This window comes from Siphonobacter curvatus, from assembly GCF_002943425.1.
GTDB classification, from domain to species: domain Bacteria; phylum Bacteroidota; class Bacteroidia; order Cytophagales; family Spirosomataceae; genus Siphonobacter; species Siphonobacter curvatus.
The window spans coordinates 3033170-3057778 of the sequence record NZ_PTRA01000001.1; the positions used below are offsets into that span (position 1 = coordinate 3033170).

The window sequence follows — 24609 nt, forward strand, 5'->3', positions numbered from 1 at the left end:
CTCCTGCTCCCTACCCTATGCTTCGTAACTACTTTAAAGTCGCTATTCGTGCCTTACTGAAGAATAAGGCCTACTCGCTCATCAACATCGTCGGACTGGCTACGGGCATGGCGGTTACGCTGTTGATTGGGCTTTGGATCTGGGATGAACTGACGTTCGACCGCTACCACAAAAATTACGATCGCATTGCTCAGGTGATGCAGCACCAGACCTGGGATGGTCGCAAGGGAACGCAGACCGCCGTGCCAGTCCCGCTGCACCTGGAACTGAGAGCCAAGTATCCCGACTTCAAATATGTAGTGCCCAGCTCCTGGACCTTCGATCACATTCTGGCTTACAAAGACAACAAGTTTACTAAAAAAGGAAATTACATCGGAGCCGATGCCCCGACGATGTTTTCCTTGCACATGGTGAAAGGGTCCTTACAGGGACTGCGGGATCCCCATTCGATTCTCCTCAACGAATCCGTAGCGAAAGCGTTGTTTGGAGAAGAAGATCCGATCAATAAAATCGTCAAGTGCGATAATCAGACGGAAGTAAAAGTAACCGGCGTTTACGAAGACCTGCCCGCCAATACGGAACTGGCAGATGTTTCCTATTTACTGCCCTGGGAACTGTACTTAACCGTAGAACCCTGGGTGAAACGGAGCGAACAGGAATGGAATAACAATTCCTTCCAGACCTACGCCATGTTACAGCCCAACGCCGATTTCGATCAGGTTTCGGCTAAAATTAAGTACATGAAGCTGCGTCACGATCCCAAGGATGCGGCTAAACCGGAAATTTTCCTGCACCCCATGTCGAAGTGGCACCTATACTCCGAATTCAAGGAAGGCGTCATTACGGGGGGGCGTATTGAGTTTGTCTGGCTGTTTGGGATCATCGGGGCTTTTGTACTCCTGCTGGCCTGCATCAATTTCATGAACCTGAGTACGGCCCGCAGCGAGAAACGTGCCAAAGAAGTGGGTATCCGTAAAGCCATCGGCTCGCTACGCCCGCAACTGATCGGTCAGTTTCTGAGCGAATCCTTGCTGGTTGCCCTATTGGCCTTTATTCTGTCTATCTTTCTGGTGGAGAGTTCGCTACCCCTTTTTAACGATCTGGCCAGTAAGCATTTATCGATCCCCTGGAGCAATCCGATCTTTTGGCTCATTGGGCTAAGTTTTACCTTCTTCACGGGTTTCATTGCGGGAAGCTATCCGGCCTTTTATTTATCCTCCTTTGAGCCCGTCAAGGTACTCAAGGGTACCTTTCGCGTGGGACGGTATGCCTCGCTACCCCGAAAAGTGCTGGTCGTCATTCAGTTTACCGTTTCGGTAACCCTCATCATCGGAACGATCATCGTGTTCCGGCAGATTCAGTTTGCCAAAAATCGACCCATTGGCTTCTCAAGGGACGGGCTTATCACCTTGACCATGAATACCGAAGATATTCGCAAAAACTACGAAACCTTCCGTACCGAACTGCTGGGCAGTGGAGTCGTGGCCAGCGTTACCAAATCCTCCAGTCCCATTACGGATCTGTATTCCAACCAGATTGGATTCGACTGGAAGGGAAAGGACCCCAATAAACAGGCCTTATTCGGTATTGTAGCCGTCAGCTCGGGCTATGGAAAAACGATGGGTCTACAGTTTACCGCAGGTCGTGATTTCTCGGACGCCTTTGCTACAGACTCCTCCGCCTTTCTTCTCAACGAAGCAGCGGCGGCTTACATTGGCAAGAAAAATCTGGTTGGTGAAACCATCAAATGGAACGGCAAAGACTATACCGTGGTCGGAATCATCAAAAACGTCATGATGACTTCGCCGTATAAGGCCGCGATGCCGACCATTTTCACTTTTAACCCCAGTTGGTCGGGTATCATCACCATCAGGATCAGCCCAACGGTCAGCACCACGCAAGCCCTGAGCCAGATCGAAGAAATCTACAAAAAGCACGATCGGAATGCTCCCTTCGATTACAAGTTTTCGAGCGAAGAGTACGCCCGGAAATTTGCTTCCGAAGAGCGAGTCGGGAAACTGGCCACCTTCTTTGCCTGTCTGGCCATTTTCATTTCCTGCCTAGGCTTATTCGGACTGGCCTCTTTCGTCGCAGAGCAGCGGATTAAGGAGATTGGCGTTCGGAAAGTACTCGGTGCCTCGGTATTCAATCTCTGGGGAATGCTCTCGAAAGACTTTGTCTGGTTAGTACTGATTTCATTCGGCCTTTCCGTACCCATCGCGTATTTCTTCATGAATAACTGGCTGGCTCGCTACGAATATCATTCCGAGTTAAGCTGGTGGGTGTTCGCCGCCGCTGGTCTCGGAGCCCTGCTGATAACGCTGGCCACGGTCAGTTACCAGGCGATTAATGCCGCTTTGATGAATCCGGTACGGAGTTTGAAAAGCGAGTAATTGGCTATCCATTCCTAGAATAGGTATTCCTGTCCATTTACGAACAGTTGACTGTTCGTAAATGGACATCTTTATTTATATAAATAACTAAAAATCAGACACTTATTCATTCACTAATCCCTAGGGCATGACTTTCTAGGTACTGTTTCAATACCCTTAATCCCAGAACCTATGCTTAAGAACTATTTGCAAATAGCTCTGCGTAACCTCCGACGAAATCCCTTGTACAGTCTGCTTAATATCGGCGGACTCGCCGCTGGGCTGGCTGTCAGTATTCTGATTCTGCTGTACGTCGTTCATGAATACAGTTACGACACGTTTCATCAGAACGGTGATCGGATTTTCCAGACAATGGACCGGATGCCTCACGGCGAGACACACATTCAGACTCAGTCGTTGTCGGTGCAACTGGGACCGCGTACGCAGGCGGCCCGACCGGATCTGGTGGAAGCAACGGTTCGTACGCGGTCTTCCATGCGAACAGTGCTGAAAACGGCCACTAACTTTCATTCTTTCGAGGATCAGCTTCTCTTTGCCGACCCTTCTTTTCTGACCGTCTTTACATATCCTCTGCAAAAAGGAAACGCGGCCACCGCCTTGACCCGGCCCAATACGATTGTGCTTTCCCCGGAATTAGCCCAGAAATACTTTGGAGCGGCTAATCCACTGGGTAAAACGCTGGTTTACGACAACAAACTACCGCTGGAAGTAACCGGCGTATTAGAAAGCCTGCCTTCGCACAGTACGCTTTCCTTCTCCGCACTCATTTCCTTTGCTACCCAGAAAAATCTGGTTGCTTACGACGAGGGCTTAGGCAAGCAACTGGAATACAGTCACGTCGGCGGCGGAGCTTTTCAGACGTATTTCCTGCTGACGAAAGCCGAACACCGAACCAAAGTAGAACGACTGATTCGTCAATTGCACCTGAAGGATCATCCCGTTAAAAAAGGTGAAAAAACGGAGGAGTTCATTTTAGAACCCTTCACCGATCTTCATCTGCACGGCATCATGGTGGATCATTCGCAGCAGTACCACGGTTTGTTCACGGGCATTGCCCTGGGTATTTTACTGCTGGCCCTGATCAACTACATGAACCTGACCACGGCCCGGGCTACCCAGCGGGCCAAAGAAGTCGGTGTGCGGAAAGTACTCGGTGGCTTACGCAGCAATCTGGCCGCCCAGTTTTATACTGAATCCGTACTGATCACCCTGATTTCGTTTGCCCTGAGTTTGTTACTGGTCGAAGCCTTACGTCCTTTCTTCTTTCAGTGGCTGGATCTTCACATCAGCGATACGTTTTTGAAAGATCCCCTTTTCATCGGTTTACTAGCGGGTCTACTCCTGCTATGTACGTTGGTAGCGGGCAGCTATCCGGCCCTGCTACTCTCCCAGTTTACGCCAGCCGAAGTACTAAAAGGGCGTTTTTCAAAAGCAAATGGGATCAATATTCGCCGCGTCCTGACCATTTTTCAGTTTTCTGTTTCCATCGGTTTGATTGTATGTAGTTTCATTGTCAAGAACCAACTTGACTTTCTCCGTACCCAGAACATTGGTTTGGATCGCGAGGGAATTGTCGTGATCACCGTTCCCCAAACGATGATTCCTCATTACGCCGCATTCAAGCAGGAACTTCGTCAACAAGCGGGCATTCAGAACGTAGCGGCGGCGAGCTGGCCCCTCTTCAAAGGCGGCGTGAATATGTTCTTTACGCAGTCGCCCATTACTAAAAAAGACATTTCTTTACAAATTACGGCCGTGGACAATTCCTTTTTCCAGACCATGAATGTCCCCTGGAAAATCAAGCCCACCCGCCCCTACTCTTCCAATCCTCCCTCATTGATTTTGAATGAATCGGCTTTAAAGGATTTTGGATTTACGGAAAGACCCATTGGCGAAAAAATTCAGTTGGGCACCCAGGCTGCCGAAGTGGTGGGCGTCGTGAAAGATTTCAATCTTTTTTCCAGCAAGCACCCACAGAGCGGACTGGGCATCTCCGTAGTAGCCGATACGACGCGAGAACTGATGACCTACGGCGGCTGCCTGTACCTGAAGCTGGCCGCTGGCGGCAACGTAACCGCCCGACTGGCCGCCGTGGAATCGGTGTTCAAAAAATACGAGACGGAGTACCCCTTCGAGTACTACTTCCTCGACGAAGCCTACGACGCTCTGTACAAAGCCGAAAGCAAGCTGGGCACGATGCTAACGGCCTTCACCAGTCTGGCCATTCTGATTGCCTGCCTCGGACTCTTCGGACTGGCTACGTTTGCCGTGGAAACCCGCCGTAAGGAAATTGGCATCCGTAAAGTCCTGGGGGCTAGTTTATCCAGTATTACACTACTCTTGTCGAAAGAATTCTTGAAGCTGGTACTGATTGCCAATGCCATCGCTTTTCCGATAGCCTGGTATTTCATGCAGGACTGGCTGAAAGCCTACGCCATCCGGATTCAGATGGGCTGGGTAGCCTTTGCTCTGGCGGGTTTTATCGCTTTGGTGATTGCGTTTGTCACCGTAAGCACCCAGGCCATCCGGGCGGCGAATGCCGATCCGGTGAAGAGTTTGAAAAGTGAGTAACGGGTTCTCGTCTTTTACCAGGAAGGTTCCTTCCCAACCTTGAATAGCATGTTCAAAAATTACCTTAAAATCGCTCTCCGTACGCTTTGGCGAAACCGCCTGACCACCAGCATTAATATCCTGGGCTTGGCAGTAGGAATCTCGGCCTGTATTGTCATTTTCCTATTGGTTAATTTTGAATTTAGCTTTGATCGGCACCCACCCGACGCCGACCGGATTTACCGGCTCGTGACGGAATTTAAATTTGGCGACGATCCGGGGCATAATGCCGGTATTTCAGCTCCCATCCCCGAAAGCATTCGTCGGGAGGTAACGGGTCTGGAAACCGTAGCACACGTTCACCTGGAAAGTTTTGAACAGATCGAAGTACCACGTTCGGGCCAAGCTCCGGTACTCTATCCAGCAGCGAAGGAATCGTCGTCCGAAGTCATCTTTACGGATGCCCAATTCTTTAAGATTTTACCGGCTGACTGGATTGCAGGCTCGCCTCAGACTTCGCTTACCAAACCCAACCAGATTGTCTTAACGCAACGTCTGGCTGAACGTTATTTCGGAGCGGCTTCGGCGGCCGTACTGGGCCGTACCCTACGGGCCGTTTCCTACCGGGATACCCTGGAACTGACGGTATCAGGCCTTGTCAAAAATGCCGTTGAGCGAAGTGACTTCTCGTATCCGGCCTACTTATCGCTGAGTACCCTTACGACCAGTAAAAAACGTCGCGAAAACTACGGTTTTGATGCCTGGTCGAATACTAATGGATCCTCCCAATGCCTGGTAAAAATCAAGCCCGGTGCCAACCCTGATCAACTGGCCCAGAAGGTTACAAAATTGGTCAATAGTCATTCTGGGAATTCTTCCATCGATTGGAAACGTTGGTTCAACCTACAGCCTTTATCCGACGTTCATTTTAATCAAACCTACGCCAATGGCATTCGGGTAGCCCATAAGCCTACCCTGTATGGCCTGGCCGCCGTGGGTGTATTTTTGCTGCTGCTAGCCTCCATCAATTTTGTCAATCTGTCTACGGCCCAGGCCAGTCAACGCGGCAAAGAAATCGGCATTCGTAAAACCCTGGGCAGTCGCCGCAGTCACCTGATCTCGCAATTACTCGGCGAAACCCTGCTGGTAACCTTCGTAGCCGTTATGTTCTCAGTGGCCCTAGCTGAGCTGGCTCTGATCTATCTGGGTGAATTAATACCGTCGGGTGTGGAGCTTGACTTAAGCCAGCCTACCTTCTGGCTATTCCTGCTGGCCATGGCTCTGATTACGGCTTTGCTGTCCGGTGTCTACCCCGGTTTGCTGATTTCGCGTTTTACGCCCGTTCTTACCCTTCGCGGTACCAACCTTTTTGTTCAGCCGGGAAAAATCGGTCTTCGTCGGGTACTCATCATTTCGCAGTTTGTGATTGCTCAACTGTTCATTATTGGAGCTTTATTCGTCAGTCGGCAGTTACAGTACATGATTCAAAAAGACCTGGGTTTTAACCGGGAAGCCATCGTTACTTTTCAGGTACCGGGTAAGTATTTCTGGATCGGTGATCAGAACCAACGCTTTACGCTGGCCGACCGTATCCGAAAACTTTCGGGCGTCAAACAGGTGAGTTTAGCAAGTCAGTTGCCGATTTCTTCAGGGTACAGTTCATCCATGATGAAGGTCGTACGCAACAAGCAGAAAGTATCGATTAATGTGTACCGCAAGGACGGCGATACGCAGTACCTGAGTCTCTTCGGGTTTCATTTGCTGGCGGGAAGAAATTTCGCCGAAAGCGATACCACGAGCGAACTGGTTATCAACGAAACCCTGGCCCGACAGATGGGTTTCCGACAACCCTTGGAGGCCATTGGCCAATTCCTGGAATACGGGAACGGAGCCCAGATTCCGGTGGTGGGGGTTGTACAGGATTTTCACGGTCGTTCATTGCACGAATCCATCCAGCCCACTGCTTTAATCAACGAACGCAGTAGCTTGTACCGATTCAACGTGCGTTTACAAACGGGCAGTGCTCAGGCGTTTGATGCTACGCTGGCCCAGATCCAAGAGCTCTGGAATGAAACGTACCGTGGCGAGGATTTCTCGTATACCTTCTTCGACGATGAAATCGCCAAGCTCTACGATCAAGAGCGGAATCTGGTAAAACTCACCAACTTGGCTACGGGAATCGCCATTTTTATCAGTTGCCTGGGCTTGTTCGGATTGGTAACTTTTACCGCTGAACGGCGTACCAAAGAAATCGGTATTCGGAAAGTATTGGGAGCTTCGGTTCCCCAACTGGTAGCTTTACTCTCCAAAGAATTTCTGATTCTGGTCGGACTAGCCTTCCTGCTGGCGGCTCCGGCGGCCTGGTACTTACTCCGGGAATGGCTCAATGGTTTTGCTTACCGCACGGAGCTAAGCTGGTGGCTGTTTGCGGCGGCGGGTACTTTGGCTCTCCTGGTTGCCTTACTAACCGTCAGTACGCAGGCCATTCGAGCGGCTAATGCGGACCCGGTGAAGTCCTTAAAAGTGGAGTAAGACATTCCCTAGGTAAATAAGTATCAATAAAAAACTCACAAGAAATTGTGAGTTTTTTATTGATAACGATACCTACAAATCAAATTCCTACTCGACTAAGAACCCGATAGAGGGTACGCCTTGCCTATAACTTGCCGATTTTTTGGGATGTTTACGAGCATTGAGCCTACATTTACTCAGCTATAGAAAAAACAACGTTTACAATTTTCCATGTACCATTCATTTTCACTAGCGTCCAGTATTCTTTTCCCCAATTAGTAATTTTACCGTTATTCCAATATTGATAGTCGAAGCTAACACTACCGATAACGTCATCATTAGTAACGATAATATTCTCAAAAATCTCTTCCTGCTTTCCTTTATCCCCCAGAAACTTATAAAAAACGGCATAATCATTGAAGAAATAATTATTAGTCTTACTCTTTACATGTTCCTGTACTACTTGGTTAGTCTTATTTTTAACGACTCCTATCCATTGAAAAGAATTAGGCGTAAAAAGACGAAGAAAGGATACGGAATCTTTGTTACTAATACATTGACTGAATTGACTAATAATGGAATCAATTTCAGCTCTTTCTTTCTCAAATCCTTGTGCATTTACTTTACTAAATGATAGCACTAAAACAAATATAAAAATTGCTCCCCTCATCTTTTATTTTGATTTAACAGTTGATTTTTAACCCGAGCTGATGGCTGCTCTATTGCATACCGATACAACAGCCCCGCCGCCAAGCATCCGATCAGACAGAGAACTAATAATTGATTCTCAGAAAAATTCATTGGTCTTGTTACAGACTGTATGATATGGATAATCCCTTTATGGGATAAGTAAACTGCGAAGGATAAATCAGCTAACTCTCGCGTTCCCACGAATGCCTTATTACTGATAAAACAGGAATCTGAAATAGCCGCGATCACCAGTAATCCGTAAGCCATTCCTACGCAGGTAAACCCCAAAACAGAAGCTATTTCGGAAGCCTGATCATAACACATCCAAAAGGATAGCAGTAGCATACCCATTCCTGAAAAGAAGAACAGTAGTCCATTAGCATGGATGATATGCTTAAATGCTGACGAATAATTATAGAGAAAACCGATCCATACTCCTATGGTGAGCGAATCGAGCCGGGTATGCGTTGGGTAATAGATGTACATATACCACACCTTCCAGAAACGGTCTGAATCTAAGGCAGGAACGATGAAATAATTCCAGGAGAAGATCCGTAACAAAAGTGAAATTACTAACGGAACAACTAGTACATACTTCCGTTTAGTAAGCCAACCTGTCTTTATAAAAAGTAGAAGAATATAAGGTAATACTAGATAAAACTGCTCTTCGATACACAGCGACCAAGCGTGAGAAAAAGTACCCGTGTTTATTACATCAAGTCCATAATTTTGAGTAAAAGTCAGAAACTTCCATAAAGAGGGTAGTGCTTCTCTTTCTCTGAAAAATGGAAAACATAAATACAGCAAAAGCGTAAAAGCAAAGGGTGGAATAATTCGAAAAAACCTTTTGGTAAAAAAGACTTTCAGACGAATAGTACCATCCTCGTGTATTTCCTTGAATAACTGATTCGAGATCAGGAATCCGCTCAGTACGAAAAAAAGATCGACTCCTGTCCAGCCATATCTGCCGATTGTCTCCACCCAGTCGGGATGCTTAAATGCCCGGTAATGATACAGTAGTACCAGTATGATAGCTACGGCCCTTAAATGGTCCAATCCGTTGAATCTGTTGTGTTTCATTTTTTACTGCAAAACTTCACCTCGTACAGCCAATCTCCTACGGTGTAGGACAGAGAGTACGTTTTAGAGGACAGACGACATCTATAGCTGTTTGTACGAAAAACCAGGCTGTTTATCCATCTATGCCGTAGTCTGCACTACTTCCCAGGATTTATACGTTCAGAATTTCTAGTTTTGCAGCGATGGAAGAGAAAACAAAAAATCCTTTACGTTCAGTCATCAGCTATCAGGCTGTGTTTTGGATAGCTCTTTTTCTGTTTGGATTGACCCAGGCTTATAGCAATACAATCGGTGTAAGCTTGAAAGAAATAATCATTTATAACGCGTGTCACCTCTTATTTCAGATTACCAGTGCCAATCTGATTTACTACTATTGTATTATCCATTTTTTCGATCGCAAACGCTATGTATTCTTTTGCATCAGCATTCCCCTTTTCATTTATATTTTAGCCGTTATCAATCGTATTTTTATCGTTTACGCAGCTGAACCTTTCTTTATAAATGAACCGCAGGATCATATTATTGATATTTTAACAGATCTTGATTATCTTCTTACCCATTATATCTTTCCTATCGTTACATCATCCTTTATCTTTGTTTGCTTCATGCATATTCTACGGTATAAAAACGAAAAACAAGACCGTATTCAATTACAAAAAGAGAAAACAGAGCTTGAACTGAAGGTGTTAAAATCGCGATTGAACCCTCATTTCTTATTTAATACGCTTAATAATATCTATTCTCTTTCTATTAATCATCCAGAAAGAACACCAAAATCCATTGCAGGGCTAGCAGATATCCTTGATTATGTAATTTACAAAGGTCCTCAAAAAATGGTCCGTATTGCCGATGAGATTACAACGATTAACCATTACATAGAACTGGAAGAACTTCGATATGGCAGTCACTTGAAAGTCAGCAGAAGCATACAATTAAGTTCTGAAAACTGGATTCCTCCCTTACTGTATCTTTCACTAATTGAAAATGCCTTCAAACATGGAGGTCGTATGGACGGAGACCTTAGTATTAGGATTGAATTAAATACCAATGAAGTACAATCGATTTTCAGCATCAAAAACAGTAGTTTCAAAAAAGAGGTAACTAGTAAACCAGGGATTGGACTCCTCAATGTTAAAGAACAGCTGAAATTGTATTATGATACTAATTTTGAACTTACGATCCATTCAGATGAAGACTGGTTTAGCGTAGAAATCATTACTCCTGCCAAACATGATTAAATGCCTTATTATCGATGACGAACCGCTCGCTATTGAACTATTGGAGAGCCACCTAAAAAAAATAGAATCCCTTCAACTGGTTGGTACGGCAAGAAATGCGATGGAGGCTCATAAACTTCTGCAACAGCAGCAGGTAGATCTTCTATTTCTGGATATTCAGATGCCCCATCTTAGCGGTATTGAATTGATGAGATCGCTTTCTGTGAAACCAAAAGTTATATTCACTACTGCCTTTAGGGAATTTGCGATTGAAGGTTTTGAACTTGAAGCGGTAGATTATATTCTGAAGCCTATAACTTTTGAACGGTTTTTCAGAGCTGTTGATAGAGTATTAAGAACTCATACCCCTAATAATATTGAGCATACAATCATGATCAAGTCCGATGGACTGAACAGGAAGATTAAAACAGACGATATAATTTTTATCGAAAGTCAAGGTAATGATCTAAAAATCTATTTAAATGATACTACTTACCTTACTAAAGGTACGCTTATAGATTTTACAGATTTGCTTTCAAAAATGGGTTTTGTAAGAATTCACCGATCCTTCCTTTTTAATCCAACCTACGTTACGGGTTATAGTACTTCTGAAATCATATTGGGTCCTTATGCTATTCCAGTAGGGCGAAATTATAAACAGGAATTTGATGCGTTTATGGCCCATTACTCGAAAACAACCCTGTAGACTAGCAGGCTACTGATTACCACAAACTATTCATAAAAATAGGCAGAGCTAATCCCAACTCGTAGTTCTATCTTACGTATACACAAATTGACAGTTTATTACTTCTTTCTTTAGCTTTTTCTGACATCTTAGCCGATTGGCATGTATTTTTCTCTGGATTATTAGTACTATTCTGAAACGAATGGTGCTACTCTTTATAACCATAGAAAGAAAACCTCCATGGCCTTCATTGATTATTACCAAATCCTGGGCCTGACTAAATCAGCGTCCGATGAAGATATAAAAAAAGCGTATCGGAAGTTGGCCCGCAAATACCACCCGGATGTAAATCCCAACAATGCCGAAGCTACGCTTAAGTTTCAGCAGATTAACGAAGCCAACGAAGTACTCAGCGACCCGGAAAAACGTAAAAAGTACGATCAGTACGGCGAGAACTGGCAACAGGCGGACCAGTACGAAGCCTATGAACAGGCCCGTCGTGCCCAGGGCGGCGGCTCGAACGGTGGCGATACCGGTAGCTGGTTTAGTGGTGATGGCGGTGACTTCAGCGGCTTTACGGGCGATAATTTCTCGGAATTTTTCCAATCCATGTTCGGTGGTGAACGCAGCGGCGGCCGTCGAACGCAGCAATACCGGGGCCAGGATTATAACGCTGAGTTACAACTGAACCTACGCGATGCTTACGAAACGCACAAACAAACACTGACGGTCAACGGTAAAAACATCCGAATCACAATTCCGGCGGGCGTGGCCAACGAACAGGTCATCAAGTTGAAAGGATACGGTGCCCCCGGCCAGAATGGCGGGCCAGATGGTGATTTATATATTACTTTCAAGATTGCCGAAGACCCGACCTTTAAACGTCAGGGAAATGACCTCTACGCCACGCTGGATCTGGACTTGTATACGGCGGTGCTGGGCGGTGACGTAACCATTGATACGCTGACGGGAAAAGTGAAAGTGCCCATCAAACCCGAAACGCAGAACGGTACGAAAGTGCGGTTACGCGGCAAAGGTTTCCCGGTCTATAAAAAAGACGGAGAATTTGGCGATTTGATCCTGACCTGGGCGATTAAAATCCCCACGAATCTGACGGATCGGCAAAAGGAATTGTTTCAGGAATTAGCTCAATCATAAGATGGAAAGAAGTGAATGGATTGCCATCAGCGATTGCTGTACGCATTATAATATCGAAATTTCGTTCGTCGATTCTTTACAGGATTACGGGCTCATCGAAATCACCCGTATTCAGGAGTCGAAATATATTCACGAAGACCGCTTACCGGCTCTGGAGCGGTTCATTCGACTTCATTACGACTTGAATATCAATCTGGAAGGTATTGACGTGATTACGCAGTTGGTCCAACAAGTCGAGCAATTGCAACACGAAATAGCCTTACTCAAAAGTCAGTTTCCGCGATAGCTGGTTCATACGCCATTCAAAAGGGTTGCTCAAACGAGCCACCCTTTTCTATAAGCAGGCGAGTCATTACCTTTCAGGATTTCTACCGTAATGATTTAGGCTTAAGGTATTTCTTCAATACACCCACCAGCGGTTTCAATGATTCCGGCAAGGTCTGATCGGTATACGCCGCAGTATAGGTTTGCTCCTGATCTTCCACCCGCACGTGGTACTGATACCCATCCCGAATGGCCGACGGATGGCTTTCAGCCTCCGTCCAGTTCGTATTCGTTACGGATTCCTGAATGGCCTGAACTTCGTCGGCTTCCAGCTGATCCGTGTCCAGACTGCATTCCTGCAAAGCCCCCATAAAACCGCCCGATTGTTGCAACTGTACTTTCATAACCGGGTCTTTATATACTCAGTCCAACCGTTTTCCAGGCGTTGCTGACTACCTTCTTTTCCGCTTCGCCAAACTGACTACCCGCAATCTGGATAGTCAATTTCGCACAGTCTTTGAACTGACCCGAAGACGTCAGTTGCAGCATGGTATCGTACCAGATGCGACCCGCCACGTCCCAGGCATTACCGCCCAGTTCGGTAGCCACCAGGGCAAATACCCGGTTTGGTATACCGGAATTGATATGTACCCCATTGTTATCGTACGGCCCGGTGTACAGATCGTTCATGTGACCGGGTTGCGGATCGGTACCCAGGTCCGGATCATCGACGTAAGCCTTGCCGGGATTCAGCATATCGCGGATGCCTTGACGTGTCGCGGCGGACACCAGTACTTCCGAACCAATGGTCCAGTTCGCCGTTTTCGCCTCCTCCTGTTTTTTCCACTGCCGAATCAAAATGCCGAATACATCCGAAAAGTGTTCGTTCAGGGCACCCGGCTGTCCGTAATAAGTCAGGTTACTGGTGAACGACTGAACCCCGTGCGTCAATTCATGCCCGACCACATCAAGCGATTGCGTAAAGCGGTTGAAGATGATGCCGTCCCCATCGCCGTACGCCATCAGCTCTCCGTTCCAGAAGGCATTGTTCATGGGTACAAAGCCGCCCCGATAATCCGGCTCAGCTACGTGCACGGCGGAGATCAGCGTCATACCCCGGTCATCCAGGGAATTCCGCTGAAAAATGCTTTCGTAAAAATCGTAGGTATCGCCCGAGTAATCGTAGGCTTCGTTGACGGCTACATCATTTCCGGCCTCCTGCCCTTCCCGCCGTACGATGACGTTTTTCAGTCGGTCCGTCTGACGAGCATCGTAAATCACGCGATCCTTACCCTGCTCGGCCGCAAAACTGTAAGCCCGCAAACTGGGAAAGGCCTGTGAAAACTGACGTTCCGCCCGTAAAGCCGAAGAAATTTTCACCGTAGCCAGGGCTCTGGCCCGTACTTCTGGATTGGACGATTGCACCAGTTGATCCGTCATATACGGCGGTACAATGCAATGAATGGAATGACGATGCGAGCAGTTACACATACGAGCGAGGTTCTGGTTTTTTTGGTCGAAACACAGGAAATCATTCATCAAAGAGATGCTTCAAGATACCTAAAAAACCGGGCCGCACGAAGCGTTGATTCGGGAAAAGCGAGCAACAAAAAGGTCAGCGGGATACTTCCCTTAGATTGTCGAAGTACCCCGCTGACCGGAGAATAATTACGTCTATAAAGAGACTATTTTTACTCATCGGGCAAGCCGCGTTTGCGTAAGCCGGGCCGATACGCCAAGTAAAAGACCTGCGGCAGGACAATTAGCGACAGGATCATACAGATCACCAGTCCACCCACGATCATAATCGCCAAGGGTTTCTGGATTTCGGAGCCCATGCCGGTGGACATAGCCGCGGGCAACAAACCCGCCGAGCCCATCACGGCAATCATGAAAACGGGCCGAATCCGGGAGAATACCCCTTCCTTGATGGCTTTCTTGAGCGGGTATCCTTTCCGAAGTAAATCCTTCATGACCCCAATCAGAATGATCCCATCAATGGTACCGACGCCAAATAGGATGATGAAACCAATCCCGGCCGAGATACCGAAAATCGTATTCGTGATGAACAGCGAGAGAAATCCGCCGACGAATGCAAAGGGAATCGTCACTAGCGAAATCAGCGTATCCTTCAGGTTACCGAAATTAATGTACAGCAGGAAGAAAATCATCAGCAGGGAAATCGGTACGATGACGGCCAGTCGGCTCGTCGCCCGCTGCTGACTTTCAAACTCGCCCGCCCAGGACATCTGGTATGAATCTGGCAATTGTACCTGCTCTTGTACCCGTTGCTGAGCATCGGCGATGGTACTGCCCAAATCGCGGCCCCGCACGGAGAAGCCAATGCCAATGTACCGGCTGCTTCCTTCCCGGTAAATAAAGGCCGGACCGGTGTGAAAGGAAATGTCCGCGATTTCGTACAGGGGTACTTTTGACGTACCGCTGGCGGGTACCAGAATATTGGCGATCTCTTTTTCCGACTGCCGGAAGGGTTCGGCGTACCGAACCCGAATATCGAACAATCGCTCGTTTTCGTAAAAATGGGAGGCCTCTTTCCCGCCAATGGCCATTTCGATGACCGACTGGGCATCGTCCATACTGACGCCGTAGCGACCCATGCGTTTTTCGTCCAGTTTAATCCGGAGTTCGGGCGAACCAATGTTCCGGAATACGTTCAGATCCTGCACGCCGGGCACGTCTTTAATGGCATCGGCAATCTGATCGGCGGTTTTTTCGAGCTGGAATAAATCATCGCCGAATACCTTGACCACCAGCGAGCTTTTCACCCCCGCTACGTATTCCTCCACGTTATCCATAATTGGCTGACTAAAGCTGAAGATGGTTCCGGGATATACACTGAGCGATTTTTCCATTTCTTCCAGCAGTTCCTCTTTCGAAATCTTCCGCTTCCACGCTTCTTTCGGATAGAGCTGTACGTGAAATTCCACGTTGAAGAATCCGGTCGGATCGGTACCATCATTGGGTCGGCCGGTCTGAGTGAGTACGAAACGAACTTCTTCAAACGATCGAAACTTCGCCTTCATCTCTTTCGTCAGCTTTACTGATTCCTGGAGACTAACGCTATTGGGCAGCGTAGCCCGAATGTACAGGGCTCCTTCGTTCAGCTTGGGAATAAACTCCGAGCCTAATCGCCCGAAGCTGAGCATACAAACGGCGAACAATCCGATGAATACGGCGATGGTCGCCTTCGGCATCCGGAACGCCCCCGCGAAGAGTTTGTAAATACCATTCCGGAAAAAATCGGTAATTGGGTTTTCGGGGTCCTTGATGTTTTTGCGTAACAGCACCTTACACATGGCGGGTACGTACGTCAGACTCAGCACAGCCGAGCCAATGAGGGCGTAACCGAGCGTAAAAGCCAACGGCGTAAACATCTTGCCTTCTACTTTCTGGAAGGTAAAGATGGGCAATAGGGCCACGATCAGAATGATCTGGGCAAAGAAGATGGATTTGGCGACCGTGCGGGCACTCTGTTTAATGATCCCGAGTTTCGAGATTTTATTAAACCGCTCCATGCCCAGTTCATGAGCCCGCCGGTCGAGTCCCACGAAAACCGTCTCGACCATCACCATCGTCCCTTCCAGCAGCAAGCCGAAATCGACGGCTCCGATGGAAATCAGGTTGGCCGGAACGCCCTGCACGCGTAACATAATGATGGCAAACAGGAAGGCCAGCGGAATCACGGAAGCGACGATTACTGTCGTTCGCCAGTTAACTAGGAAGATAAAGACAAATACCGATACCAGTACAATCCCCTCCACGAGGTTGTGCGTTACCGTATCCACCGTCGTAGTGACCAGTTCGGAACGGTCGTGGAACGGTTCGATTTTTACGCCCTTGGGAAGAATCCGGTTGTTGAGATCCTCGATTTTCAGCTTCAGGTTATCAATGACGGCACTCGGATTTTCACCCCGCAGCATAATCACAATGCCTTCCACCAGGTCATCTTCGTCCTGCAAACCGACCTGACCCAGTCGGGGTTTCGCCGTAATGTTTACCTTGGCGACGTTTCCGACGGTTACGGGGGTACCGTTGACGTTCTCAATCAGGATGTTTTCGATGTCGGCCGTACTTTCCAGTAAACCCACACCGCGTACCGCATAAGCCTGGCTACCCTTGGTAATGACATCGCCACCGACGTTGATGTTACTTTTGGAAACGGCTTCAAAGACATCCAGGGACGTCAGGTTGTAGTTGGCCAGTTCGACCGGGTCTACCTGTATTTCGTAGATTTTCTCTTCCCCGCCAAAGCTGACCACCTGGGCCACACCGGGTACCCCTACCAGCTCCCGTTCAACCACCCACTCCTGGAGAGCAGACAATTCCCGAATGGGCAGATCACCCTTGAGTACGTACCGGAAAATTTCACCCGTCGCACCGGCGGGCGGTTCAATTTCCGCTTCGGCACCCTCGGGCATCGTGACGTTATTGATCCGATTGGAAGCGTACTGTTGGGCGTAAAAGTCATCGACCTTTTCGTCAAACAGTACGGTTACCACCGATAGCCCAAATAGCGAAACCGAGCGTACTTCGGTTTTCTTCGGGATCGTATTCATTTCCCGGGTGATGGGCAACGTAATAAATTTCTCTACCTCTTCCGCACTCCGACCGGACCACTGGGTAATGATTCGGACCCGGGTGTTGGTGACGTCTGGAAAGGCTTCTATGGGCGTATTCATGTAGCTGATAATCCCGGCACCCACCAGCAAAAAGGTCATAAAAAAGACCAGAATGTGGTTTCGCAGGGAAAAGGCTACAATCTTTTCAACAAATTTGGACATAACAGACTCAGTGTGCGGCTTTAGTTTGCTTCAACTGATTATAAACCAGCAATTGATTTTTAGTCAGAATTTTATCTCCTACCTGTACGCCTCCGTGGAAGTACGTGGAGTCACTGTTCTGGAACAGCGGTGTCAAATTGACGAGTTCGAGATTGCATTCATCCTGGTACTTTACCACGAAATAGCGGTCTTCATCAAACACAACGGCTTGCGTAGGAACGGCCATGGTGGTTTCATTACCCGTTTTCTTCACGCGAATGATGACGAACATTTCGGGCTTCAGCAGCAGACCGGGGTTGTCCAAGAAAATCTGCGCTTTCAGTACCCGCTCGTTCGGATCGAAGACATTAGAAAAACGACTGATCTTTCCGTGGAAAACGGTATTGGGGTACGCTGTTGTGGTGATCTCGACGGGCATGCCTTCTTTCACCTGTCCCAGCTGACCCGTGTAGATATTGGCCGTAACCCACACCTGCTTGAGGTCAGAAATGGTAAACAGGGCATCGGCCCCCGCTTCCACCTGTTGCCCGACAACGATGTTTTTTTCCACGACATAACCATTACTAGCGGCTTTCACGACGAGTACCCCTTTTTCCAGACTACCGCCGTACAGGTTCAAAGTTTCCTGAGCTTTGATGATGCTTTGCTTGGCCACGTCTACTTCGCTTTCGGCCACGACCAGCTCTTTTTCCGTAGCCAGTTTGTCTTCGTACATTTCCTTCACGGAAGCCAGGTTTCGTTCGGCGGTTCGCAGGGTGGCCTGAGCCGTTTTCAGATCCGTACTCAAGTTGGTTAGTTCCGAGCTGCGTAGTTCGAGCATGACCTGGCCTTTCTTCACGTAATCGCCCAGGGCAAAATTGACTTTGCTCACGACCCCATCGATCAAAGGCACAAACCGCACAACCTTGTCGGGATTGTAATTGACTTTTCCCGTCAATGAAATTTTCTGAATGGGCGTTGTCGCCTTTACTTCGGTCGTTTGAGTGGTTACCTCCTTGGCCAGGCAGTGGGTAGAATCGGCCTGGGGAATGTTTTGGGTCTGTGGCTCTGGCTTTTGGTTGCAGCTCAGCACAAGACCGCCCAACAGAGCGAGTGTCAGGCCATTAAGAGTAGCATACATTAACTTCATGGCAGGTCGGTTCCAGCTAAATAATTAAGTTCTTCCAAAGAATTTCTGAGATTTTTAGTCGCTTTCAGCAGCGTTTCGCGGTTGGCCCGGAAGGCCTCGAAGTAGTTGAGGAATTCCAGCAGACTGATATTCTTTCGCTGGAAGTTGCGACTGATGGCCTCGCTAAGTTCCTCCAGTTCCGTTGCGTAATTGACGTCGATTCGTTCGTAGAAATCACTGGTTCCGAGGAAGTTGGCGTACGCTTTAAACAGCTGATTCTGCCAGTCATTACGGGCCTCTTCCAGTTGACGACTCGTTTTTTCGATTTCGATTTTACTCGACAGAATGTTGCCCTTGTTCCGATCGAAAACGGGAATATCTGCCGATACACCAAACCCAACAAAATCAAGCATGGTATTCCCGTTTCGATCGTAGCCTGCCTTAAGCGTTAGATCGGGCGTTTTTTTGGCCTCCTCGTAACGGCTCTGGGCTTTGGCATAGGCCACTTCGCTCTGGGCCGCCCGTAAGCGTGGCGGATCTTCACTAACGCGTTGGCGGAAGAAAGAAAAACCTCCCTGTTTTAATGCGGTATACGCGGGCAGGACTGAGCCGTCACTAATAATCAAATACGTCGTTACGGGCAGGGCCATCAGCGTTTTGAGCTGTTGCTGCGAATCCTGAATTTCCTGATCCAGCTCCCGCAAATCGTCCATCAATTCCAGCTCCAGAGACTTTAACCGGAAGTACTCCGCTTTCGAGAGGTTATTATTCTGATACTGACGCTCCTGAGCCTTAAACACTTCCGACAGTACCGTCAGCTGATCCGCGAAGAGTTGTTTGGTCTGCTGATCGTACGTCAGTTCGGTAAGCAGATGGCGGAATTCGGCCTTTAAGGAAACCAGTAAGTCGAGGAAATACTGCTCCGTCCGATCCCGGTTCACCTTTTCGATCGCCACCATTTTCCGACGTTTCCCGGCGGTTAGGATGAGTTGTTCGAGATCAAAGGCAAACTGCTGGTTTCGTCCGAAGTTCTTTCCCAGGGGTGGGGAAACCTCTTCGCCCCGCGTTTGTCGCTGGGTGGCCCAAAGGTTTACCTGGTCGATCCCGAAATTAGGATTAGGCCAGGCCTTCGCCTGCAGAATCTGAGCCTCCGCCTGGGAAATCGTCAGCTTTTCGGCAATTAGACGCAGGTTATTCGTCAGGAATAACTGCTCGGCCTCCGCCCGGGTAATACGCATGGTATCAACCGGGACTGACTGGCCCCAACTGCTGCCTACGCTTAGTATAAAAAAGAGAAATAAGATCCGACGCATAATGACCAATGACAATTACATTGGCAAAATTGCGAAGGCAAGATTAAGGGGAAATTAACAGAATTATTAAAAGTAGATTGGAAGTAGATTAGAGTTTTTTAATCTACGAAAAGGAGCTAGCTTTTTGCAGCATCGTTACTCACACTATCTTACGATTGCTTGAAATCAATCACAAATACTGACCCTTCTCCCACGACGGATTGAAAACTTAACGTAAAACCATGAAGATCCAGAATACGCTGCGTTAAGTGTAAGCCCAAGCCGTGACCGACAACCGAAGTGGTGTTTGATCCACGATAGAAAAGATCAAAAATTTTCAATTGCTCCGCCGGTTCGATACCTCTACCCTGATCAATTATACGAATTTGCAAATTCGTATAATAATCCAAGGCTACCACGACAGGTTTGGCATCCGAAAACTTAATCGCATTCTCAATTAGATTGGTTAATACGAGTGATAGTAATACTTCATTTCCTTCAACAATTAGCCAGTCCGTGTTATCCTGTTCCGACGAAACTTCCACCTCGACTACCACCGATGGATGCGTTAATTGAATCTTCCCTAAAACATCCCACAAAACATCGTCAATCTGAATCGCTTGAATTGGAAAATTGCGACTGGATTCCAGTCCTGACAGGATCAGTAAGCCTTCGAGTATATCCTTTAAATGCTGAGCATCCAGCAGCAGGGTTTGTACTAAGGCCTGGTATTCTTCTTCACTTCGCTTCTGTTGCAGGTTCACCTGTAGCTCACCAATGAGTGCGGCCAAAGGTGTTTTCAACTCGTGGGAAGCGTGTTTTAAGAAATGTTTCTGGCTTTTCACGCTTTTTTCCAGCCGCTCCAGAAAATAGTTGAACGTGGCAACTACCTGCTGCAACTCATCGTCCGTAGCTCCTTTTTGCTGGGGTAAGCGTAAGTGCAGGTTATCCGCCGAAATCGTATTGACCTGATCAATGACTTCTATAAAGGGGTGAAATGTTCGTTTGGACAACCACGCATTCAATAGCAGGTTAATGGCGACTCCTCCGAAAAAGAAGGTCAGCATGGTGATTCCCAGGTTAGTAAGCCGATCCTGACCGCTTACATTAACCCCCGAAGAAATGATGATAAAATCGCCCTGATTGTCCTGATAATAAATACCCACACATTGTCGTCCATTCTGATAAAACTGCACCGACTTTGCTTGCTGTATTTCCTTTAATCGCTTCGAACTAATCGGTACAGCCGGACCATTGTCGACAAAAATCAATTTACCCGTTGTATCGTAAACCTGTACAATTTCATCCACTAAAGGGACGCGATACATGGATTCCTGTTTGCTGTAATTTAGTTTTGTTGCTTCATCTTTTTCAAAGTACACAAAGGCAGCAATTAAAGCCCGATCACTGAGTTTATTAAAAAATATGGTATCGGTATGTTTCTTAAAGATGATATAAGTACCTACGAAAACAATCACCAGGGTGATGGCGAAAATAAGGGTGGATTGTAATGTAAGTTTAAAGCGAAGTTTCATTCAAAAATTCTATCTAATAGCTATTTTTTAACCTAACGAATACTTTTCTATTCTTCCGTGTATTGTTCAAACAAATATCCTCTTCCTTTAATCGTTTGAATGAATTTTGTATCATATCCTTTATCCAGTTTATTTCTCAGATAGTTAATATATACATCTACTACGTTAGTGTTGGTATCAAAGTTTAAATCCCAGGCAGCTTCGGCGATTTCAGCACGTGTTACTACCCGTTCCTTATTCTGCATAAAGAACAGTAGCAGTTTAAATTCACGCGGCGACAGAGTGATTTCCGTTTCTCCCCGCTTCACGACATGGCGATCCAGATTGATGCTTAAATCATAGTACGTATACTGCTCAAAGTTTCCCTTTTCGAAAGATTTCCGCCGCAGCTGAGCATTGATTCGAGCAATTAGTTCCAGAAAGTTGAAGGGCTTCCCTAAGTAATCATCGGCTCCGGCTTCCAGTCCCTGAATCTTCTCCTCCGGCGTATTTAACGCACTCAGCATGATGATCGGAACGTTGATTTCCCGCCGGCGAATCGTTCGACAGACATCAAACCCATCCAGGTCCGGTAACATAATGTCCAGAATAATAGCATCAAATTCCTGCTGCATCGTCTCTTCGATGGCCTCGTAACCCTTCATCACGTGCCGAACCTGAAATAGCTTTTCCCGCAATCCTTTTTCAACAAAGGAAGCCACCCGGCTATCATCCTCAACGAGCAAAATTTTTGACATGGCAGTATATATTGATTACCGAAGTATAATTCAATAATGACAAAACTAGTTTTCGATTGTTCAAAACCGCACAGCCTACTGTTCACAAATGAGCATTCAAACTCTTCTAACTAACTGTTTGTCTGAATCTTAACAAACTTTAACTTTTCTTGGAATACTTTTAGGGCTCCTTGCTTCTGTACGTTCCTTTCAATTTACCATTCGCCTATGTTCGGAAATTTCCTTACCCTTATCTTCCGTCAGTTTGCTCGTCAGAAAGTCTATACTTTTCTGCATTTGGCGGGTTTGGCCGTAGGCATAGCTGGTGGCATCCTAACGTTTCTATTTCTCCGCTACCATTATACTACGGATCGGCATCATCAGAAATTCGATCGCATTTTTCGCGTAGTGACCGATTTACGGCTGGACGATGGATCCGTTGAAACCTACCCTGAAGCCATGCCTCCGCTGGCTCCTTTGTTACGACGGCAATTCCCGCAGGTAGAAGAGGCCACCTTCTTCGTGACCAATCAGGATGTAACGATACGTCAGGGTGACCGGGTTTTTCCCGAACATACGGGCGTTTTTCTGGTCGATTCCTCCTATTTCAAGATTTTCGACTACCAGTGGAAGCAAGGGACACCCGCGTCGCTGCAAAAAAATACGGCGATTCTAACCGAGCGTTGGGCAAAAAAATACTTTGGTGATCGGAATCCAATGGGCCAACGCCTCGACATCGACAAAGAAACGAGCGTACTCGTCACGGGTATTATCGCTGATCCCCCACCCACGACGGATCTGAAAGCAGGGATGTTCTTACCGCTGGACGTTATTCCCACTTTTGAAAAAGACAATTGGTGGTATTTAAACAGTACCAATCGCGTTTACGCTACCCTTAAGGACCCTACCAAAGAGGCCCAAATGGAACAGGCCATGCCAAAGGTTATCCGTAAGGCCCTCGGGGCAGATGCTCGCTATATTCAACTGCACTGGCAGCCCCTACGAGACGTGCACTTCGATTCCCGTACGCCCGGCTCCATCCGCCGTACGCTGGTATATACGCTGGCCTGGGTGGGGCTTTTTCTGGTACTAACGGCCTGTATCAACTTCATTAACCTTACGACGGCTCAATCGCTTCGCCGGGTGAAGGAAGTGGGCATTCGCAAGAGCCTGGGTAGTTCACGCCGACAGTTATTAACTCAGTTTCTGCTTGAAACGGCTGTACTCGTAGGAATTGCTTTTCTGCTGGCTCTGTTTCTGGTAGAAGTATTGCTTCCGTATCTGAGCCAATGGACCCAGAGTCAGCTGAGCTGGCAGTTGGACGCTAGTCTTACGTTTTTTCTACTGCTACTTGCTGGAACGATTACGGGGCTGGCGGGTGCTTACCCGGCGTACCTTCAAGCCAACTTTGCTCCCATTGCAGCGTTGAAAGGTACCCTTCGTCCCAAAAGCACCATTTCCTTACGGCAGGTTCTTACTGTTACGCAGTTTGTTGTTTGTCAGGTACTGATCATCGGTGCGATCGTCATGGTATACCAGACTCGGTACTTCCAACAGGCTGATTTGGGGTTTAAAAAAGACAATATTCTGGTAATCAATCTCCCCGAGAAAGGCAAAGATCACGTATTACGACAGGCCCTGGAAGCATATCCGGAAATTCAGGCTCTTACCTTCCAGTTTCGTCCGCCTTCCTCGACGAAGATGAACGGCGGTACGTTTAAATTTGCCGACAAAGCTTCGTTTGAAACCTTCGCCCTACGGGAAAAAATTGCGGATGCGGCCTTCCTACCAACGTATGGATTACAGCTCGTGGCCGGGCGAAATATTACGCCGAGTGATACACTTCGGGAAATTGTAGTGAATGAGGCTTTTCTCCGCAAGCTTCAACTCAAAGACCCCAATCAAATTCTGGGGCGAAAACTGGATTATTACCTGGCTCACAGTACATTATCCATTGTGGGCGTTGTGAAAGATTTCCATCACCTATCCTTACACAAAGCCATCGAACCCTGCTTCATCGGTAGTCAGGCTTCGCTCTATCAGCAAGTAGGTATCAAACTGGCCGTAGATGATCTGGAAAAAACACTACCCCAGATACGAGCGGTTTGGGAGAAAATTTATCCGCAACAGCCTTTCGAGTACCAGTGGCTAGATCAGCAGTTGGCCCAGTCGTACCAGGCCGAAGATAGCCTAGCCAATCTAATTGTACTGTTTGCGGGGGTAGCCGTCTGGATTTGCGGTTTAGGTCTGTTTGGCTTCATCCGGTTTATGGCCGAAACGCGTACCAAAGAAATAGGAATCCGAAAAGTCCTGGGGGCCAGCGAAGGGCAGATTCTGTACCTCTTCGGGAAATCCTTCGTGATCATGGCTGCGTTAGGCTTCGTAGTGGCAGTACCCATTGCCACCGTACTCATGCAAGGCTGGCTTGAACAGTTTACGTACCGCATTTCACTACATTGGCTGTATTTCGGCGGCACCCTGCTTATTACGCTGGCCTTAACGCTGGCAGTCATAGCGTATCAGTCCATTCGAGCTGCCCGTACCAATCCCGTATACAGTCTGAAAGCGGAGTGAAGCGTCGAGCCGTGCAACAAAAAGAAAAGGAGCG

17 protein-coding genes are annotated in these 24609 nt (G+C 47.4%); 8 read left to right on the forward strand and 9 right to left on the reverse strand.

Annotation, left to right across the window (positions count from 1 at the left end; all coding sequences use genetic code 11):
• Positions 1–17 precede the first annotated feature (17 nt).
• The 3 genes from C5O19_RS12620 (at position 18) to C5O19_RS12630 (ending at position 7475) form a co-directional block, all read left to right on the forward strand.
• On the forward strand, positions 18–2393 hold the full coding sequence (locus C5O19_RS12620; protein ID WP_104712689.1) for an ABC transporter permease: 2376 nt from the start codon (positions 18–20) through the stop codon (positions 2391–2393).
• 171 nt (positions 2394–2564) lie between these two features.
• Positions 2565–4964 carry an ABC transporter permease gene (locus C5O19_RS12625; RefSeq protein ID WP_104712691.1) on the forward strand — a complete coding sequence of 800 codons (2400 nt, stop codon included), beginning with the start codon at positions 2565–2567 and terminating at the stop codon, positions 4962–4964.
• A gap of 48 nt (positions 4965–5012) precedes the next feature.
• Entirely contained in the window at positions 5013–7475 is a 2463-nt protein-coding gene (locus C5O19_RS12630; protein ID WP_104712694.1) for an ABC transporter permease, read from the forward strand.
• 172 nt (positions 7476–7647) lie between these two features.
• Here the strand turns inward: C5O19_RS12630 and C5O19_RS12635 are convergent, their stop codons facing one another.
• Positions 7648–8124: a hypothetical protein gene (locus C5O19_RS12635; RefSeq protein WP_104712697.1), complete on the reverse strand. Its 477-nt coding sequence runs from the start codon at positions 8122–8124 to the stop codon at positions 7648–7650.
• Positions 8121–9224: an acyltransferase family protein gene (locus C5O19_RS12640; RefSeq protein ID WP_104712699.1), complete on the reverse strand. Its 1104-nt coding sequence runs from the start codon at positions 9222–9224 to the stop codon at positions 8121–8123. Before C5O19_RS12640 ends, C5O19_RS12635 begins: the two co-directional genes overlap by 4 nt.
• 182 nt (positions 9225–9406) lie before the next feature.
• On the opposite strand from C5O19_RS12640, the gene C5O19_RS12645 reads away from it, so the two are divergent.
• The 4 genes from C5O19_RS12645 (at position 9407) to C5O19_RS12660 (ending at position 12570) form a co-directional block, all read left to right on the forward strand.
• On the forward strand, positions 9407–10462 hold the full coding sequence (locus C5O19_RS12645) for a sensor histidine kinase (protein WP_104712701.1): 1056 nt from the start codon (positions 9407–9409) through the stop codon (positions 10460–10462).
• The gene (locus C5O19_RS12650; RefSeq protein WP_104712703.1) at positions 10455–11147 is read left to right on the forward strand and encodes a LytR/AlgR family response regulator transcription factor; all 693 of its coding nucleotides are present in this window, start codon (positions 10455–10457) and stop codon (positions 11145–11147) included. The genes C5O19_RS12645 and C5O19_RS12650 overlap by 8 nt, the downstream gene beginning before the upstream one ends.
• A gap of 219 nt (positions 11148–11366) precedes the next feature.
• Entirely contained in the window at positions 11367–12284 is a 918-nt protein-coding gene (locus tag C5O19_RS12655) for a DnaJ C-terminal domain-containing protein (RefSeq protein WP_104712705.1), read from the forward strand.
• A gap of 1 nt (position 12285) precedes the next feature.
• Positions 12286–12570: a chaperone modulator CbpM gene (locus C5O19_RS12660; protein WP_104712707.1), complete on the forward strand. Its 285-nt coding sequence runs from the start codon at positions 12286–12288 to the stop codon at positions 12568–12570.
• A gap of 82 nt (positions 12571–12652) precedes the next feature.
• Here the strand turns inward: C5O19_RS12660 and C5O19_RS12665 are convergent, their stop codons facing one another.
• The 7 genes from C5O19_RS12665 to C5O19_RS12695 all read right to left on the reverse strand — a co-directional run bounded on the left by C5O19_RS12665 (position 12653) and on the right by C5O19_RS12695 (position 22022).
• Positions 12653–12952, reverse strand: a complete 300-nt coding sequence (locus C5O19_RS12665; protein ID WP_104712709.1) for a protealysin inhibitor emfourin — start codon at positions 12950–12952, stop codon at positions 12653–12655.
• A 10-nt stretch (positions 12953–12962) separates the two neighbouring features.
• The gene (locus C5O19_RS12670) at positions 12963–14039 is read right to left on the reverse strand and encodes a M4 family metallopeptidase (protein ID WP_104714083.1); all 1077 of its coding nucleotides are present in this window, start codon (positions 14037–14039) and stop codon (positions 12963–12965) included.
• A 200-nt stretch (positions 14040–14239) separates the two neighbouring features.
• Positions 14240–17350, reverse strand: coding sequence for an efflux RND transporter permease subunit (locus C5O19_RS12675; RefSeq protein WP_104712711.1), 3111 nt, complete (start codon positions 17348–17350; stop codon positions 14240–14242).
• 7 nt (positions 17351–17357) lie between these two features.
• A complete protein-coding gene (locus tag C5O19_RS12680; protein WP_104712713.1) occupies positions 17358–18479 on the reverse strand; it encodes an efflux RND transporter periplasmic adaptor subunit in 1122 nt (373 codons plus the stop codon).
• Positions 18476–19771 (reverse strand): TolC family protein, encoded by a 1296-nt coding sequence (locus tag C5O19_RS12685; RefSeq protein WP_104712715.1) that lies wholly within the window; start codon positions 19769–19771, stop codon positions 18476–18478. The genes C5O19_RS12680 and C5O19_RS12685 overlap by 4 nt, the downstream gene beginning before the upstream one ends.
• A gap of 149 nt (positions 19772–19920) precedes the next feature.
• Positions 19921–21285 carry a sensor histidine kinase gene (locus C5O19_RS12690; protein ID WP_104712717.1) on the reverse strand — a complete coding sequence of 455 codons (1365 nt, stop codon included), beginning with the start codon at positions 21283–21285 and terminating at the stop codon, positions 19921–19923.
• A 47-nt stretch (positions 21286–21332) separates the two neighbouring features.
• Positions 21333–22022, reverse strand: coding sequence for a response regulator transcription factor (locus C5O19_RS12695; protein WP_104712719.1), 690 nt, complete (start codon positions 22020–22022; stop codon positions 21333–21335).
• A gap of 207 nt (positions 22023–22229) precedes the next feature.
• Here C5O19_RS12695 and C5O19_RS12700 point away from each other — a divergent pair, with 207 nt between their 5' ends.
• A complete protein-coding gene (locus C5O19_RS12700) occupies positions 22230–24575 on the forward strand; it encodes an ABC transporter permease (RefSeq protein ID WP_104712721.1) in 2346 nt (781 codons plus the stop codon).
• Positions 24576–24609 lie beyond the last annotated feature (34 nt).

Coding starts and splice junctions, on each gene's coding strand:
- C5O19_RS12650 (WP_104712703.1), top strand. CDS start 10,455: ATGATTAAATGCCTTATTATCGATGACGAACCGCTCGCTATTGAACTA.
- C5O19_RS12630 (WP_104712694.1), top strand. CDS start 5,013: ATGTTCAAAAATTACCTTAAAATCGCTCTCCGTACGCTTTGGCGAAAC.
- C5O19_RS12680 (WP_104712713.1), bottom strand. CDS start 18,479: ATGAAGTTAATGTATGCTACTCTTAATGGCCTGACACTCGCTCTGTTG.
- C5O19_RS12625 (WP_104712691.1), top strand. CDS start 2,565: ATGCTTAAGAACTATTTGCAAATAGCTCTGCGTAACCTCCGACGAAAT.
- C5O19_RS12695 (WP_104712719.1), bottom strand. CDS start 22,022: ATGTCAAAAATTTTGCTCGTTGAGGATGATAGCCGGGTGGCTTCCTTT.
- C5O19_RS12700 (WP_104712721.1), top strand. CDS start 22,230: ATGTTCGGAAATTTCCTTACCCTTATCTTCCGTCAGTTTGCTCGTCAG.
- C5O19_RS12660 (WP_104712707.1), top strand. CDS start 12,286: ATGGAAAGAAGTGAATGGATTGCCATCAGCGATTGCTGTACGCATTAT.
- C5O19_RS12685 (WP_104712715.1), bottom strand. CDS start 19,771: ATGCGTCGGATCTTATTTCTCTTTTTTATACTAAGCGTAGGCAGCAGT.
- C5O19_RS12645 (WP_104712701.1), top strand. CDS start 9,407: ATGGAAGAGAAAACAAAAAATCCTTTACGTTCAGTCATCAGCTATCAG.
- C5O19_RS12690 (WP_104712717.1), bottom strand. CDS start 21,285: ATGAAACTTCGCTTTAAACTTACATTACAATCCACCCTTATTTTCGCC.
- C5O19_RS12670 (WP_104714083.1), bottom strand. CDS start 14,039: ATGTGTAACTGCTCGCATCGTCATTCCATTCATTGCATTGTACCGCCG.
- C5O19_RS12665 (WP_104712709.1), bottom strand. CDS start 12,952: ATGAAAGTACAGTTGCAACAATCGGGCGGTTTTATGGGGGCTTTGCAG.
- C5O19_RS12675 (WP_104712711.1), bottom strand. CDS start 17,350: ATGTCCAAATTTGTTGAAAAGATTGTAGCCTTTTCCCTGCGAAACCAC.
- C5O19_RS12635 (WP_104712697.1), bottom strand. CDS start 8,124: ATGAGGGGAGCAATTTTTATATTTGTTTTAGTGCTATCATTTAGTAAA.
- C5O19_RS12640 (WP_104712699.1), bottom strand. CDS start 9,224: ATGAAACACAACAGATTCAACGGATTGGACCATTTAAGGGCCGTAGCT.
- C5O19_RS12620 (WP_104712689.1), top strand. CDS start 18: ATGCTTCGTAACTACTTTAAAGTCGCTATTCGTGCCTTACTGAAGAAT.
- C5O19_RS12655 (WP_104712705.1), top strand. CDS start 11,367: ATGGCCTTCATTGATTATTACCAAATCCTGGGCCTGACTAAATCAGCG.